At 68.0% G+C, this 13,263-nt stretch carries 12 protein-coding genes; 4 read left to right on the top strand and 8 right to left on the bottom strand.

The window, feature by feature from the left end:
- The first annotated feature begins 68 nt into the window (after positions 1 to 68).
- Positions 69 to 2,273 carry a LuxR C-terminal-related transcriptional regulator gene (locus tag ABZX92_RS08095; RefSeq protein WP_355555286.1) on the top strand — a complete coding sequence of 735 codons (2,205 nt, stop codon included), beginning with the start codon at positions 69 to 71 and terminating at the stop codon, positions 2,271 to 2,273.
- Between the two features lie 136 nt (positions 2,274 to 2,409).
- Here the strand turns inward: ABZX92_RS08095 and ABZX92_RS08090 are convergent, their stop codons facing one another.
- The 5 genes from ABZX92_RS08090 to ABZX92_RS08070 form a co-directional block, all read right to left on the bottom strand.
- A complete protein-coding gene (locus ABZX92_RS08090) occupies positions 2,410 to 3,018 on the bottom strand; it encodes a LysE family translocator (RefSeq protein WP_355555284.1) in 609 nt (202 codons plus the stop codon).
- Positions 3,019 to 3,058: 40 nt separating this feature from the next.
- A complete protein-coding gene (locus ABZX92_RS08085) occupies positions 3,059 to 3,541 on the bottom strand; it encodes a GNAT family N-acetyltransferase (RefSeq protein ID WP_355555282.1) in 483 nt (160 codons plus the stop codon).
- Positions 3,541 to 4,077 carry a DUF4232 domain-containing protein gene (locus tag ABZX92_RS08080; protein ID WP_355555280.1) on the bottom strand — a complete coding sequence of 179 codons (537 nt, stop codon included), beginning with the start codon at positions 4,075 to 4,077 and terminating at the stop codon, positions 3,541 to 3,543. The genes ABZX92_RS08085 and ABZX92_RS08080 overlap by 1 nt, the downstream gene beginning before the upstream one ends.
- A 90-nt stretch (positions 4,078 to 4,167) precedes the next feature.
- Positions 4,168 to 5,313, bottom strand: coding sequence for an acyl-CoA dehydrogenase family protein (locus ABZX92_RS08075; RefSeq protein ID WP_355555278.1), 1,146 nt, complete (start codon positions 5,311 to 5,313; stop codon positions 4,168 to 4,170).
- A gap of 90 nt (positions 5,314 to 5,403) precedes the next feature.
- Entirely contained in the window at positions 5,404 to 7,755 is a 2,352-nt protein-coding gene (locus tag ABZX92_RS08070; protein ID WP_355555276.1) for a glycosyl hydrolase family 18 protein, read from the bottom strand.
- A gap of 150 nt (positions 7,756 to 7,905) precedes the next feature.
- On the opposite strand from ABZX92_RS08070, the gene ABZX92_RS08065 reads away from it, so the two are divergent.
- Together ABZX92_RS08065 and ABZX92_RS08060 are read left to right on the top strand one after the other, a co-directional pair.
- Positions 7,906 to 8,496: a PadR family transcriptional regulator gene (locus ABZX92_RS08065; RefSeq protein ID WP_355555274.1), complete on the top strand. Its 591-nt coding sequence runs from the start codon at positions 7,906 to 7,908 to the stop codon at positions 8,494 to 8,496.
- Positions 8,493 to 9,614, top strand: coding sequence for an NAD(P)/FAD-dependent oxidoreductase (locus tag ABZX92_RS08060; protein ID WP_355555272.1), 1,122 nt, complete (start codon positions 8,493 to 8,495; stop codon positions 9,612 to 9,614). The genes ABZX92_RS08065 and ABZX92_RS08060 overlap by 4 nt, the downstream gene beginning before the upstream one ends.
- Here ABZX92_RS08060 and ABZX92_RS08055 read toward each other — a convergent pair.
- On the bottom strand, positions 9,607 to 10,059 hold the full coding sequence (locus ABZX92_RS08055; RefSeq protein WP_355555270.1) for an Lrp/AsnC family transcriptional regulator: 453 nt from the start codon (positions 10,057 to 10,059) through the stop codon (positions 9,607 to 9,609). The genes ABZX92_RS08060 and ABZX92_RS08055 overlap by 8 nt on opposite strands.
- A gap of 119 nt (positions 10,060 to 10,178) precedes the next feature.
- On the opposite strand from ABZX92_RS08055, the gene ABZX92_RS08050 reads away from it, so the two are divergent.
- Entirely contained in the window at positions 10,179 to 10,937 is a 759-nt protein-coding gene (locus ABZX92_RS08050; protein ID WP_355555268.1) for a hypothetical protein, read from the top strand.
- On the opposite strand, the gene ABZX92_RS08045 is transcribed toward ABZX92_RS08050, so the two are convergent.
- Both ABZX92_RS08045 and ABZX92_RS08040 read right to left on the bottom strand, forming a co-directional pair.
- Entirely contained in the window at positions 10,922 to 11,590 is a 669-nt protein-coding gene (locus ABZX92_RS08045; RefSeq protein WP_355555266.1) for a response regulator, read from the bottom strand. The genes ABZX92_RS08050 and ABZX92_RS08045 overlap by 16 nt on opposite strands.
- Complete coding sequence (locus ABZX92_RS08040; protein WP_355555264.1) at positions 11,587 to 13,146, bottom strand: sensor histidine kinase; 1,560 nt, start codon at positions 13,144 to 13,146, stop codon at positions 11,587 to 11,589. The genes ABZX92_RS08045 and ABZX92_RS08040 overlap by 4 nt, the downstream gene beginning before the upstream one ends.
- Positions 13,147 to 13,263: the final 117 nt, after the last annotated feature.

Genomic DNA, 13,263 nt, shown 5'->3' with positions numbered 1-13,263 from the left:
CTAGGCCGAAAGGGTGGTGACGTGATCCTCGTGGTCACGGCTGACCGTCGCTGAGCGAAGATGCGCCGATGACCGTGCGGGGCAATCTGCCTGCCCAGACCACGACGTTCATCGGACGCCGGGCGGTGCTCGCCGAAACCGAGGCGCTCCTCGGCAAAGCCAGGCTGGTCACGCTGGTCGGTGCGGGCGGTGTCGGCAAGACGCGCATCGCCGTGGAGACCGGGCGGGCCGTGGCACGGGCTGGGGTGTTCCAGCACGGGGTGTGGGTGGTGCCGCTCGCGGACCTCAAGGATCCGGCGTTGCTGGCGCGGACGGTCGCGGCGGAGTTGCGGATCGTCGACAACTCGCCTGACGCGGGACTCGGGCGGCTCGTGGAGTCGTTGTACGACAAGCATTTGATGCTCGTGCTGGACAACTGCGAGCATCTGCTGGAGCCGGTGCGGCGCCTGGTGCACCACTTGTTGCGCGACTGCGAGGGGCTGACGATCCTCACGACGTCGCGGGAGCAGCTCGGCATGTACGGCGAGCATCTGCTGTGGGTGCCGTCGTTGGGCGAGGACGCGGTGCAGCTGTTCCTGGAGCGCGCGGAGACGGCCGGGGCGGTGTTGAGCGACGTTGATCTGCCTGACGCCGGTGCGTTGTGCCGGGCGTTGGACGGGCTGCCGCTCGCGATCGAACTGGCGGCGGCGCGCGTGGCCGAGATGTCGTTGACGGACGTGCTGGAGCAGCTGGCCGGGGGCACGCACCGCGTCACGCTGGAGCGGGCGTTCGAGTGGGCGGCGCGGCAGTGCACGGACGAGGAGCGGCGGCTGTGGGCGACGCTGTCGGTGTTCCCGGCGGACTTCGATCTGGCCGCGGCGGAGGCGGTGGCGGGCGGGGACGTGCCGGCGTCGTTGTCGGCGCTGGTGCGGAAGTCGATCGTGGTGGCGACGACGAGTCCGGTCACGCGACGGACGCGCTACCGGTTGTTGGACACCGTGTCGCAGTTCGGTGCGCGTCTGCTCGCGGAGGAGCACGAACCGTTGCGGCGGCACGTGTTGCACTACGGCGAGTTCGTGGACGAGGCGGCGCGCTCGTGGTTCTCGCCGGACGAGGCGCTGTGGATGGCGCGGCTGCGGGAGGAGTGGCCGAACATCCGCGCCGCCGTCGGGTACGCGCTCGGCACTGCCGACCTCGCCGAGACCGGCACCGTGATGGCGATGAACGTGCAGCGGAGCCGTTTCACGTCGTTCGCCGGCATTCTCGGGCAGGCGTGCGACCTGCTCGCGTTGGCGCGCAAGGTGATCACCGAGCCGCCGTTGCGAACGTCGTTGCTGGCGCACTGCGCGTACCTGGCGCAGGCGCAAGGAGACATGTCGGCAGCGATTCCGTTGCTGGACGAGGCGCGCGCGTTGCCGCGGATGCGGATGACCGACGTGCATCTGGTGTTCGTCGAGGCCACGAACCTCTTCTACGTGGAGGGCTCATCGGACTGTGTGCCGCTGTACGCGCGCGCTGTCGAACTGTCCCGTGAGTACGCATCGCCGGGAGACACGTACATCACCGAGCTGATGCACGCGATGGCGACGTGTTTCCTGATGGACGCGGAGGCCGCGGACAAGGCCACGACCGGGTTGATCAGGCTGGCGGAGGGCAACGGCGTCGGCTGGTCGCACGCGTGGGGGCTGTGGCTTCAGGCGCTTTACGAGTTGCTGCACGGCGATCCGGCGCTGGTGCACCCGCTGGCGGTCGAGGCGTTGCGCATCCAGCTGGTGCTCGGTGACACCTGGGGTCCCGCGTACAGCCTGTGGTTGCTCGCCTGCACGTGCGCGGAGTTGGGCGCGCACGACCGCGCGGCGCGGTTGCTGGGCGCGCTGCGGTCGCAGGAACGGGTTTCGCGGATCTCGTTCGGGAGCATGAAGCCGTTCCAGAAGATGCTGGAACGGGCCGACCGGACCGTGCGCCGCGCGTTGGGCGACGACTATCAGGTGATCATGACGCTGGGCGCGGACCTGCGGCAGGAGCAGGCGATGGAGTTCGCGCTCGAGCCGGTGCCGGACTCCGAGCGCAAGCCGGTCAAGCCCACGTTGCCCGGTGGGCTGACCAAGCAGGAGTTCACCATCGCCGGGCTCGTCGCGGAGGGGCTCACCTCGACGCAGATCGGAGCGCGGCTCTTCATCTCGCCGCGGACGGCGGACCGGCACGTGGTCAACATCCGCGCGAAGCTGGGCCTGCCGAACCGGGGGGCGCTGGCCGCCTGGCACCAGTCGGCCACTGACACCGGCACGCGGTGAGCTGGGCTGACGCCATCAACCTGATTCGGACGCATCGGCGAAATCGCGCATCACGCCCGTGGCACGCAACCACACACACGAGCCAGGCCGGGTTCCCCCAATATCAACAATAGCGGGTGGGTCTGACAGTTTTTGGCTAGCGGGCGTCTGCTGCCGTTTTGAGGCCGAACGCGATCAAGGCGCTGGCCGAGAGGCGGTCGAGCAGAGTTCGCTGGCGGAGCAGGAAAGCACGGGCGCGGCCGGCCGCGGTGATGAGGATCGGGAACCACAGGAGGCCGATTCCCAGGTGGATCGCCACCAGGACGGCGCCCCACTCCGGTCGGCCCACCGGGAGGAACTGCGGGAGCAGCGAGATGTAGAAGACGCCCGGCTTCGGGTTGAGCAGGTTGGTGAGGAGTCCTACCCGGATCGCCGCGCGTGCGGACGGCACAGGTGCGGGCTCGTCGATCGGCGCCGGACGGCGGGAGGTCCACAACGCCTTGGCGCCCAGGTAGATCAGGTACGCGGCGCCGAGCCAGCGGACGATGTCGTAGGCCAGTTCGGATGCCTGCAGCAGGGCGGTGAGACCGATCAGGCCCGCGGTCGCCCAGACCAGGCAGCCCAGGGTGCTGCCGAGCACCACGGCCATCGCGGCTCGGCGGCCCACCAGGACCGCCGTGCGCAGCACCAGCAGGGTTTCCAGGCCCGGCGTGATGACGGTGAGCAGCGCGACGAGCGTGAAGCTCAGGAGTGCGGCGGTCGACATGTCGCCATCAGAACACGGAAACGCTGGCGCGCATGAAGAATTAACACGGCCGACACAGCTTGGTGTAGCGGTGGGCCGGGACCGGGATGGGACCGTCCGGATGGGGTGCCTGGTGGTCGAACAGACCCTCGTCGGTCCAGCCCTGCCGCTCGTAGAAGTGCCGTGCTCGCGTGTTTCCCGCGACGACTGCCAGCCACGCGACCGAATGTCCGTTGGCCACCACGGCCTGTTCGGCGGCGGCGAGAAGAGCGGAGGCGACGCCGGAGCCGCGATGGTCGGCGGAGACGTAGACCTGCTCGACCTCGTCTCCGACGACCATCACGAACCCGGCGACCTCGCCGTTCACCGTCGCGACCGTGGTGTGGTGGACGTGCTCCAACGCGCGTGGCTCGAACGACTCACGAGGGCGCGCGTCGATCAGTTGCTGCGGCACGTTGCCCAGGTGCGCGTCGCACCAGCCCGGATACCAGATCCTGGCGACCGCCGGAGCGTCCGCCGGGGTCGCGCGCCGCAGCTCGGCCACTACCGGTACCAGGCGCGGACGCCGATGCGTCCGGTGCTGCCCAGGTCGATGTAGAGGTCCCTGCCGTCCGAGGTCAGCAGCGGCTGGAACGTGCCGCCCGGCGCCGCCGCGAAGTCGGCGTGCCTGGCGAGTTGCGGCGGGTCGATGGAGGTGTTGGTGTTCTTCCACATGAACGCGCTCTTCGCGCTCTCGCCCGGCTGCACCACGATCGGCTGCGGCGGGTCGTCGAAACCGTCGACCCTGGAGATGCCGCCGGAGCCGTCGAGGACCTGGACGTCCAACTGCTGCCGGTCCTCGTCGAACAGCTTCACCTGCGGGTATCCGTTGAGCTCCAGCGGTTCCGTGCCGCAGTTGAGCACCTCGATGCCACGGATGCGCAGACCCATCGCCGAGTCGCCGGTGGTCATCCTGAACTGCAGCCCGGTGTCGCACGACGGTTCGCCCGTGGTCGGCGTGCTCAACGCGACCGGCTGCGGCACGGGTGCCGCCTCAGGACGCGCTCCACAGCCCACCAGGCCCGCAAGCGCAGCAACCACAACGAAAATCCTGCCCCCAATTCTCATGAGACCGATCATGGCACGGCGACGACCAGGTGCGGGAAAACCTTCACAAGTGGCCGAAAACCTTCACAAGAGGGGCGTGATGTTCGGTTCCACGCCCAGCAACGCGCGGCCGCACGCCTCCATGTTCCACGACGGGTTGATCATCGCGTGCCGCAGCCCCGTTTGCATGTCGCGCAGCAGAACGCTGAGAGGACTGGACTCCGCCACAGCCGCCGCGCCGTGTGCGGAGACCAGCATCTCCAGCGCCTCACCGCATTGCCGCACTGCGTGGGTGACGTGCAGGCGGTGCCGTGCGCGCGTCGTGTAGTCCGGGAAGTCGTCGGCCAACGCGTGATCGTCGATCACCGAGGCACACGAGTGGGCGAGCAGCCGGGCGACGTCGATCTTGGCGGACGCTTCGGCGATCGCGATCTGGAACGCCGGCGAGTCGCTCTGCCGCTGGTAGGTCGTGAACGAGACGGGACGCTTGTCCGCCTTGGACATCACGTGGTCCAGCGCGGCCTCGGCCATCCCGAGGTACGTGCCGATCATGTACGTGAGCACGGTCGGCAGCAGTGCCGACCGGAACCGGGCACCCGATCCCAACGGACCCGTGATCGCGTCGCGCAGCCGCAGCACGCGGTGGTCGGGCACGAAGACGTCCTGGCCCACCACGAGATTGCTGCCGGTGGCGCGCATGCCGACGGTGTGCCAGGTGTCCTTGATCCGCAGCTCGCTGAACGGAATCGCGGCCACACCGGCATCCCCTTCCGCGACGGGAAATCCGAACACGCCCCACGACGAGTGCAGGCAGCCGGAAGCCGGGAACCACTCACCGGACATCCGCCAGCCGCCGTCGACGCGCTCGGCTGTCGCATGTGGAGTGAGAACGACGCAGACGTGCGTGTCCGGGCCGTCCGCGTAGATCTCCTGCTGCGCCTCGGCGGACATCTGGGCAACCACCAGATCGGCCGCGCCCAGGATCATCACGACCCAGCTGGCCGACGGATCGCCGTGCGCCAGCGCCGCCAGTGCGTCCACGGAGGTCCGCAGCCCCAGTTCCAGGCCACCCCGCGACTCGGGCACGAACATCCGGAACATCCCGGCGTCCCGCATCGCCGCCATCGCCTCGCCGGTCAGCCGCCGGTCGCGGTCACCGGCTGCCTGCTCCCGTGCCAGCACTGGCCTCAACGCGGCCGCTGCCTCGACGAACTCCGTTGATTCGCGCATAAGACGCCCCCTTGCCCGCCGAAGCTAGCAAGGGGGCGCTCCCTGCGACGGGCTACTCGATGCAGCAGACCCGAAGAACGGAACAGGTACTCAGACTCGTTCCCACAGCGCCGGGACGTTCGGAGGTTCCCAGCCCGTCAGCGACGTGTGCGCCTGACGACAGCGGTAGGTCGCACCGCCGTACGTCACCTGTGCGCCGGTGGCGTAGTAGGTGTTCGGTGCCCACGCGCTGCCACCGGGGTTCGTCGTCGTGGTAGTCGTGGTTGTCGTAGTTGTAGTTGTCGATGTGGTGGTGGAGGTTGTCGTCGACGTCGGTGGGGTGCCACTGCCACGCGGCTGGTCACCCGAGATGACGTAGCTGGTGCCGCCAAAGGTGAACGTGAAGTTCGACGGCGACGAGATCGGCATGTAGTAGTTCAGCCGGACGTCCACAGACGCGTTCGGCGCGATGGTCTGCCACGACGGCAGCGTCACGACGACGTGCTGGAAGTCGCCGCGCAGCCCGCCGACGTTCGGCCCGCTGTGACCACGCGTGGAAACCGCCAGCCCGAACCCGGACTGGTCGGTCATGCTGCCCGGCGCACTCGTGCCGTAGTCGAACTCGATGCGCGTGCCACCAGGGATCGTGACAGTCGAGCTGTTCGTGATCCGCATGGTCGGGTTGATCGGGTAGTTGTTGTCGCCCAACGCGAAACCGCTCAGGCTGACGCTGGCGTTCAACACGGTCGAAGGCATCGTGCGACCGGCCTTCGACGCACCGTAGGGCGCCGCACCACGCAGACCGTCGTTGATCTTCGAGACCAGCGTGTCACCGATGTAGTACTGCGACTTGGCGCTGTCGTAGGCGTAGTCGCCCGCCAGCTCCCAGATCATGACGCCGCCGATGCCCTTGCTGGCCACATAGCTGGCCTTGGCAGCGATCGACGTGTCGTCCTCAGTGGACAGATAGACGCCCTTGGTGCTGTTCCACAACCACGGCGAGACGAGCGTGCTGTTGTAGTTGCGGGCGTAGGTGCCGGTGAGCCGGTCGTTCGGGTCGTTGACCGGGTCGAGGCCGTACTTGGTGAGGTAGTCCGGCGTGATGCCGTTCTGCAGGTTCATGGCGTGCCACATGGGGTTCACGCCCGACGGCACCTCCATGCCGTTGAGCTCGTCGTGCCACAGGTTGTCGATGCCGATCGCGCCGTTGCCGCAGGGGACGGTCGACCCGACGGTTCCGCCGGTACCGGGCGGGCACTGCGCCTGGTTGGGCAAGGCGGCGGTACCCCACAGCCCGTTCGTACCACCGGTCACGCCTCTCCAGCCACGCGTGTAGAAGCCGACGCCGATGTTGATCCGCCCGGCCTGCATGGCACCGCGGAAGTAGTGGTAGACCCAGTCCGTGTTGAGATAGCCCTGCCCGTCGTACTGCGGTGTCGTGTACACCTGCCAGTGCGCGAGCTCGGCGTCCTGACCGTTGTCGTACAACGCGGCGTTCGGGCCCACGAAGTGGTTCCACGCGCCGTGCAGGTCGTAGCTCATGATGTTGACGTAGTCGAGGTAACGGGTGACGCCGTAGACCTCCTGGCCGCGCAACAACCAGCCGGACGCCGGAACCGCCGCCGTCAGCAGGTAGTGCTTGCCATCAGCCGCGCCCGCGCGGTCCAGCTTGTCGCGCAACGTCCTCATCAGGTTCTCGTAGCCGGTCCACAACGTGCCGCGGTTCGCGTTGGAGATCCAGAAGTCGTCGGGGTTTCCGGCGTAGTTGTTCGACGTCGCGTACTCGTAGTCGATGTCCGCGCCGTTGAACCCGTACTGCCGCAAGAAGGCCACGACTGAATCGGCGAACGTGTTGATCGACGTCTGCGACTGCGCGAGTTTGTAGAAGCCACCCGTGGCGTTGCGGGTGCCGTCCGGGTTCAGGATCCCGCCCGTCTCGGCCCAGCCACCGATCGAGATCAGTGTCTTCACGTTCGGGTACTGCTTCTTGTACTTGGTCAGCAGGTTGAAATGCCCCTTGTAGGACAACGAAGGATCCATCTCGGCACCCGGCACGCCCGGCCACTCCATGCCGGTCGACGCGTTGTTCGCCCCCGCGGGCCCGACCGAGATCTTGTTGTCCGTGCCGATGTTCGCGAACGCGTAGTTGAGGTGCGTAACCTTGGTCCACGGGATGTTGCTCGCCAGGTACGCGGGTGCGCCGTTCTTCCCGGTGCGCCAGCTGGTGAAGTACCCGATCACGCGACGGGACTTGTCGCCCATCTTCTCGCGGCCGGCCGTGTCGTAGACGGTGCAGTACGGGGTGTCGACGCCAGGCGTGCGGTAGAGGCCGTCCGGACGACAGTCCTCGTTCCCGGCGGCTGCGGACGGTGACGGGTGCACGAGCGCGACCACGACGAGTCCGGCGGTGGTCACGAGAGCGGCGAGGAGGGGAAGGATCTTTCTGGAGAGGTTTCTGCGCATGCCGAACCTCCGGTGCAGGGAGGCGGCCTGTAGAGCCAAGTCTGGAACCGGGAACTGTCCCGGTCAATACGAGGTATAGACCAATTCAGGCAATAGTTGACATCGACTAGTCAGAGTCGGATAGTTGAGACTGACCAAGGAGGTCGGAACGTGCGTCGCAAGGTGTCGAACCCGCTGGCCCTGGCCGTGCTGGCGTTTCTCGTGATGGGCCCCATGCACCCCTACGAGCTGGGCAAACAGCTCAAGGACACGGGCAAGGACCGCAACATCAAGTTCAATCGCGGCTCGCTCTACATGGTCGTCGAGCAGCTCAGGAAGGCCGGGTTCGTCGCCGAGCAGGAGACCGTCAAGGACACCCAACGGCCGGAGCGCACGGTCTACGCGCTCACCGACGAGGGCCGCGCGGAGCTCCACGACTGGATGCGGGAACTGGTCCGCGACCCGGTGCACGAGTACCCGCAGTTCGGCGTGGCGCTGTCGTTGATCTCCGTGCTCGACCCGGCGGAAGCGGTGGAGCTGCTCCAATCCCGCGCCGCCGCACTGAAGAAGGACATCGACGAGACGCACGCGCTGGTCGCCAAAGCAACGGGCGACGGCGTCGAGTGGATCTTCCTCGTCGAGGAGGACTACCGGGTCGCGGTGCTGGAAGCCGAACTCAAGCTGGTCGACAAGCTCACGGGGGAACTGGCGAAGGCCGACTACCAGCACCGGTGGCGGCAATTCTTCGGGAGGGAACAATGAAGGCGTTAGTCATCGGGGGCGGCATCGCGGGACCGGTCACCGCGCTCGCCCTGCAGAAGGCCGGCATCGAATCAGCGGTCTTCGAGGCGTACGACACGACCGCGGACGGCGTCGGCGGCATGCTCACCGTCGCGCCCAACGGACTCGCCGCGCTGCAGCTGGTCGGGCTCGAACCGGACTTCGGCGAACCGTTGCGCCACATGGTGATGGCCGATGCCAAGGGCCGCACACTCGGTCGCATCACCGGAGACGTCAGCCGGGTCGTGACGCGGGCCGAGCTCTACAAACGGCTGCGCGAACTCACAACGGCGCACCAGATCAAGGTCGAGTACGGCAAGCGGCTCGTGGACGTCGAGAACCACGAGAACGGTGTCACCGCGACGTTCTCGGACGGCAGCGCCGAGACGGGCGACGTGCTGATCGGCGCAGACGGCATCCGTTCGAGAGTGCGCACGATCATCGACCCCCAAGCCCCGCGACCGGAGTACGTCGGTCTGCTCGGCTTCGGTTCGTACGCTGTGAACAGCGGCGTGCACGGCGACCCGGAGACGATGTACTTCGTGTTCGGCAACTCGTTCCTCGGCTATTGGGAACTGCCGGACGGCACCGTGGCCTGGTTCAACAACCTCGCGGTCGAGAACCCGGACGAGAAGACCGAAGTGCCGTGGCTGGACCGGCTGCGCGAGGCGTACGGCGACGACATGCCCGCGAAACAACTTCTGGCACACAGCACGGAGGCTGTCGCGGCCGGCCCGCTGGAGATCATGCCGAGCGTGCCGCACTGGTACCGCGACCGCATGGTCCTGGTCGGCGACTCCGCCCACGCCCCGAGCGCCAGCTCCGGCCAGGGCGCCTCGCTCGCCGCCGAGTCCGCGCTCCAGCTCGCCCGCTGCCTGCGTGACATCCCCGACCTGCCAACGGCTTTCGCGACCTACGAACAACTGCGCAGGCCGCGGGTCGAACGCATTGCGGCACGCGCGGCCAAGACCAACAGCGACAAGCGAGGCATGGGCCCGATCACCCGCCTGCTCATGCCGCTCGTCATGAAGACCTTCGGGGCCAAGGCTTTCACCAAGGACCAGAACTACCGCATCGACTGGGACGTGAAGGTCAGCTGAGGTCGAGCAGATCGCTGGTGTTGACGGCGATGTCGCGCAACACCAGCCGGCTGCGGATCTCCCGCACCCCGTGGTCCTGCCTGAGCTGGTTGACCACGGTCTCGAACTCCGCGGGATCCACGCAGGCCATCCGGATCTGGTAGTCGTACTCCCCCGTCATCCTGGCGCCGGACACCACCTGCGGCAGGCGCTGGAGCGCCCGTTCGAACAGGCCGCGGTCGGCGTCCTCGCGCAGGCGGATGTCGCTGACCATGTTCAGGCCCCTGCCCAGCGCGGCCGGGTCGATCTCGGCCCGGAACCCGCTGATCACACCGGAGGCACGCAGGCGGCGCACCCGGTCCGCCACGGTGTTGGCGGACAGGCGGACCTGCGTGCTCAGCTCGTTGTAGGAGGCTCGGGCGTCCCGTTCCAGCAGTCGCACCAGCTCGCGGTCGATCGCGTCCACCGCCTCATCGTGAAGAACTCGGCAGCACAACGCAAGTGACGAGGAAAACTCGGCCAATCTCACCAGATGAGGCGGATTTCCGAGCCAATTTCGCCGCGCTCCGTGGAAATGTTCTGACCATGGAGGTTCTGCTGTTTCCGCTGGTCCTGCCCGTGTTCACGATCCCGATGCTCACCGTCGTCCAACGCAGGTTCGGGCACCGCCTGGGCGGGCGGCTGGCCGGTTTCCCGACGACCACCCTGCCGTTGCTGCTGGCACTGCTGATGCTCGACGGCGCGGAAGCCGCAGCACACGCGGCACGCGGGGTCGTCGCCGGACAACTCGTGTTCGTCGCGTTCTGCCTCGGGTACGGGAGGCTCGGCCGTTGGGTGCGCACCCCGCCGGCCGCTGTCGTGGTCGCGCTGGTCGTCGCCGCGGCGGCGTTCTCGTTCGCGGCCGACAGTTCCCCGTGGACAGCGGCAGTGGTCGCACTGGCGGCGGTGATCGCGGGACTCGTGACATGGCCGGCACCAGGACCCGCCGAGCCCTCACCCGCACCGCGCTGGGACGCACCGGTACGAGTGCTCGTCACGGTGACCGTGCTGGCCGGACTTGCTGTGGTGGCACGGTTTCTCGGGCCGCAACTGGCAGGTCTGCTCTCGTGCATCCCTGTGGTGCTGACGATCCTCGCGTCGTCGACCCACCACCGCTCGGGCTTCCCCGCCGCGGAGACCCTGGTGCGCGGCGCCTTGCGGTCCGCGCCGGCGACGCTGACGTTCGCCGTGATCGCCGCCTTCGGCCTGAACCGCTTCGGGCCGATCGCACTCGGCGCGGCCATCGCCGGACTGATCGTCACCGATCAGCTGGTGGGCCGGCTGCTCGCTCAGGTCAGCCGGTAACCGTGCGCGGGCCGGTTCGCCATGCCGTACCGCGGCTGCACCTCCGCCATCCCGATGGTCACCAGGTGCTCCAGGTACCGCCGCGCACTGACCCGCGACAACCCGGCCCGGTCACCGACCTCCTGCGCCGACAGGTCGGCCTCGCTGTCCTTCAACGCATCCGTCACCAGCCGCAGCGTCACGGCGGAAAGTCCCTTGGGCAGCACCACCCGCGGGCGGTGGTGCATCAGCTGGTCGACGTCGGCCTGGTCCAGCACCTGACCGAGCCGCTGCACCTCGGTCCGCTGGGCCAGGTACTCGCGCATCCGATCGAGGAAAGCCGTGCGCGTGAACGGTTTCACGAGATAGTTGTCGACTCCGCGCGACATCGCCTGCCGCACGGTTTCCCGTTCGCGCGCGGCAGTCACCGCGATGACGTCCACGGGTGGACCGCTGCGGGCACGCAACCGCGCCAGCACCTCCAGCCCGGACATGTCCGGCAGGTGGATGTCGAGCAGCACGAGGTCCGGCCGCAACGCTTCGACCGCACGCAACGCCTCACCGCCGCCGTGCGCCTCACCGACCACCTCGAACCCCGGCATCGCCTCCAGGAACCCGCGGTGAATGGCGGCCACGGCGAAGTCGTCGTCCACGACCAGGGTCCGCACGCTCATCGGTTCCCCGTCTCCGGCAGCCACACGTCGAACGACGCGCCGCCCAGCTCCGAGTCGGTGATCGCCACGTGGCCGCTGCGCCGGGTCACGACCCTCGACACCAGTGCGAGTCCAATCCCCCGGTCGGCGCCCTTGGAGCTCACGCCCAGGTCGAAGATCCGGCCGCGTTGCGACTCGGCCACCCCGGATCCGTCGTCGTCCACGACCATCCGCACTCCTTGTGCCGACGAGCGAACAAGCACCCGCACGGTGCCACCTGTCTCCGCGGCGTCCACGGCGTTGTCCACGAGGTTGCCCAGCACGGTCAACGCGTCGTCGCCCGCCCGGATGTCCACCGCGCTGTCCGGGTCCAGCCTCAGCTCCACCCCGCGTTCGTGCGCGGTGGAGGACTTGGCCAGCAGCAACGCCGCCAGCGCCGGATCGGCGTTGGCACCGTCGATGATGTCCGCGGTGATCGATCCGGCCCCGCCAACGCGTTCGATGTAGGTGACGGCGTCGGTTCTCCGATCCAGCTCCAGCAGGCCACCGATGACGTGGAGGTGGTTGGAGAACTCGTGGGCTTGCGCGCGCAACACCTCAGTAACGGTGCGCTGGCCGTCCAACTCGCGCAAGGCGTCGTGGAGCTCGGTTCGATCGCGCAAGGTCAGCACGACACCGACTGCCCGATCGTGCGTCTTGGCCGTCATCCGGTTCGCGACCAGCACCCGTTCCCCGGCCAGCACCAGGCGGTCCGCCAGGTCGTCCTCGGCCCGCGCCAGTTCGAGCAGTCCTTCGTCGAGCACGTCCGCGGCAGGCAACCCGGTCGGGTTCTCCGACAACCCCAGCAACCGCAACGCCTCGTCGTTCACGAGCGCCAGCCGTTCGCGATCATCAACTGCCACCACACCCTCGCGGATGCCGTGCAGCATCGCGTCCCGCGTTTCCAGCAGCTGCGCGATCTCGGCGGGTTCGAGCCGGAACGTGCGGCGCCGCACCAGTTGCGTGACCATCGCGGCTCCGAGCACGCCGACCAGCGCGGCGGCGGCGAGCCAGCCGATCAGCTCCGGCAGGTCTTCGGCGAGGTCGTCCGCGAGCTGGCTCTCCAGGATGCCGACCGACGCCATGCCGATGATCCGCCCGTCGGCCGCGCGCACCGGAACCTTGGCGCGCAACGACGTCCCGAGCGTGCCCGTCTCGGTGCCGACGAACACCTCACCGGACAACGCGGCCGTCGGATCGGTGGACACGCGTTCGCCGATGCGCTTGGGATCGGGGTGGGCATACCTGACCCCGTTGCGATCGGTCACGACCACGTACGTCACCTGCGACGCCTTGCGGATCAGCTCCGCCAGCGGCTGGATCGTCGTGGCCGGATCCGGCGAGTCGAACGCCTGCACCACCGTCGGCAGCCGCGCCACGCTCTCCGCCACCGACAGCATCCGGTCCTTGTACGCCTCGCGGATGCGGTCGCTCTGCAGCTTGGCCGCGAGCAGCCCGGCGGCACAGGTCGTCATCAGCACGATGACCACCTGCAACACCAGCAGCGAGACGCCCAGCGAGACCGACCTGCGGAACATGAGGGGCATTCTTACGCACCACGTGTGAACTGGGTCACGAACTTAACGACCAATACGTCCCTTACGACCTATGCACCGGTTTGAGACCCGCAGGTACCTAGCGTTCCCGCCCAACGT

Source organism: Lentzea sp. NPDC006480, from assembly GCF_040611995.1.
Lineage (GTDB): Bacteria > Actinomycetota > Actinomycetes > Mycobacteriales > Pseudonocardiaceae > Lentzea.
This window is presented reverse-complemented; position numbering and strand designations above follow the sequence as displayed.

Excerpts from the sequence above, each read along its gene's own strand:
- ABZX92_RS08045 (WP_355555266.1), bottom strand. The coding sequence starts at position 11,590 with ATGAGCGTGCGGACCCTGGTCGTGGACGACGACTTCGCCGTGGCCGCC.
- ABZX92_RS08095 (WP_355555286.1), top strand. The coding sequence starts at position 69 with ATGACCGTGCGGGGCAATCTGCCTGCCCAGACCACGACGTTCATCGGA.
- ABZX92_RS08075 (WP_355555278.1), bottom strand. The coding sequence starts at position 5,313 with ATGCGCGAATCAACGGAGTTCGTCGAGGCAGCGGCCGCGTTGAGGCCA.
- ABZX92_RS08060 (WP_355555272.1), top strand. The coding sequence starts at position 8,493 with ATGAAGGCGTTAGTCATCGGGGGCGGCATCGCGGGACCGGTCACCGCG.
- ABZX92_RS08050 (WP_355555268.1), top strand. The coding sequence starts at position 10,179 with ATGGAGGTTCTGCTGTTTCCGCTGGTCCTGCCCGTGTTCACGATCCCG.
- ABZX92_RS08090 (WP_355555284.1), bottom strand. The coding sequence starts at position 3,018 with ATGTCGACCGCCGCACTCCTGAGCTTCACGCTCGTCGCGCTGCTCACC.
- ABZX92_RS08040 (WP_355555264.1), bottom strand. The coding sequence starts at position 13,146 with ATGTTCCGCAGGTCGGTCTCGCTGGGCGTCTCGCTGCTGGTGTTGCAG.
- ABZX92_RS08070 (WP_355555276.1), bottom strand. The coding sequence starts at position 7,755 with ATGCGCAGAAACCTCTCCAGAAAGATCCTTCCCCTCCTCGCCGCTCTC.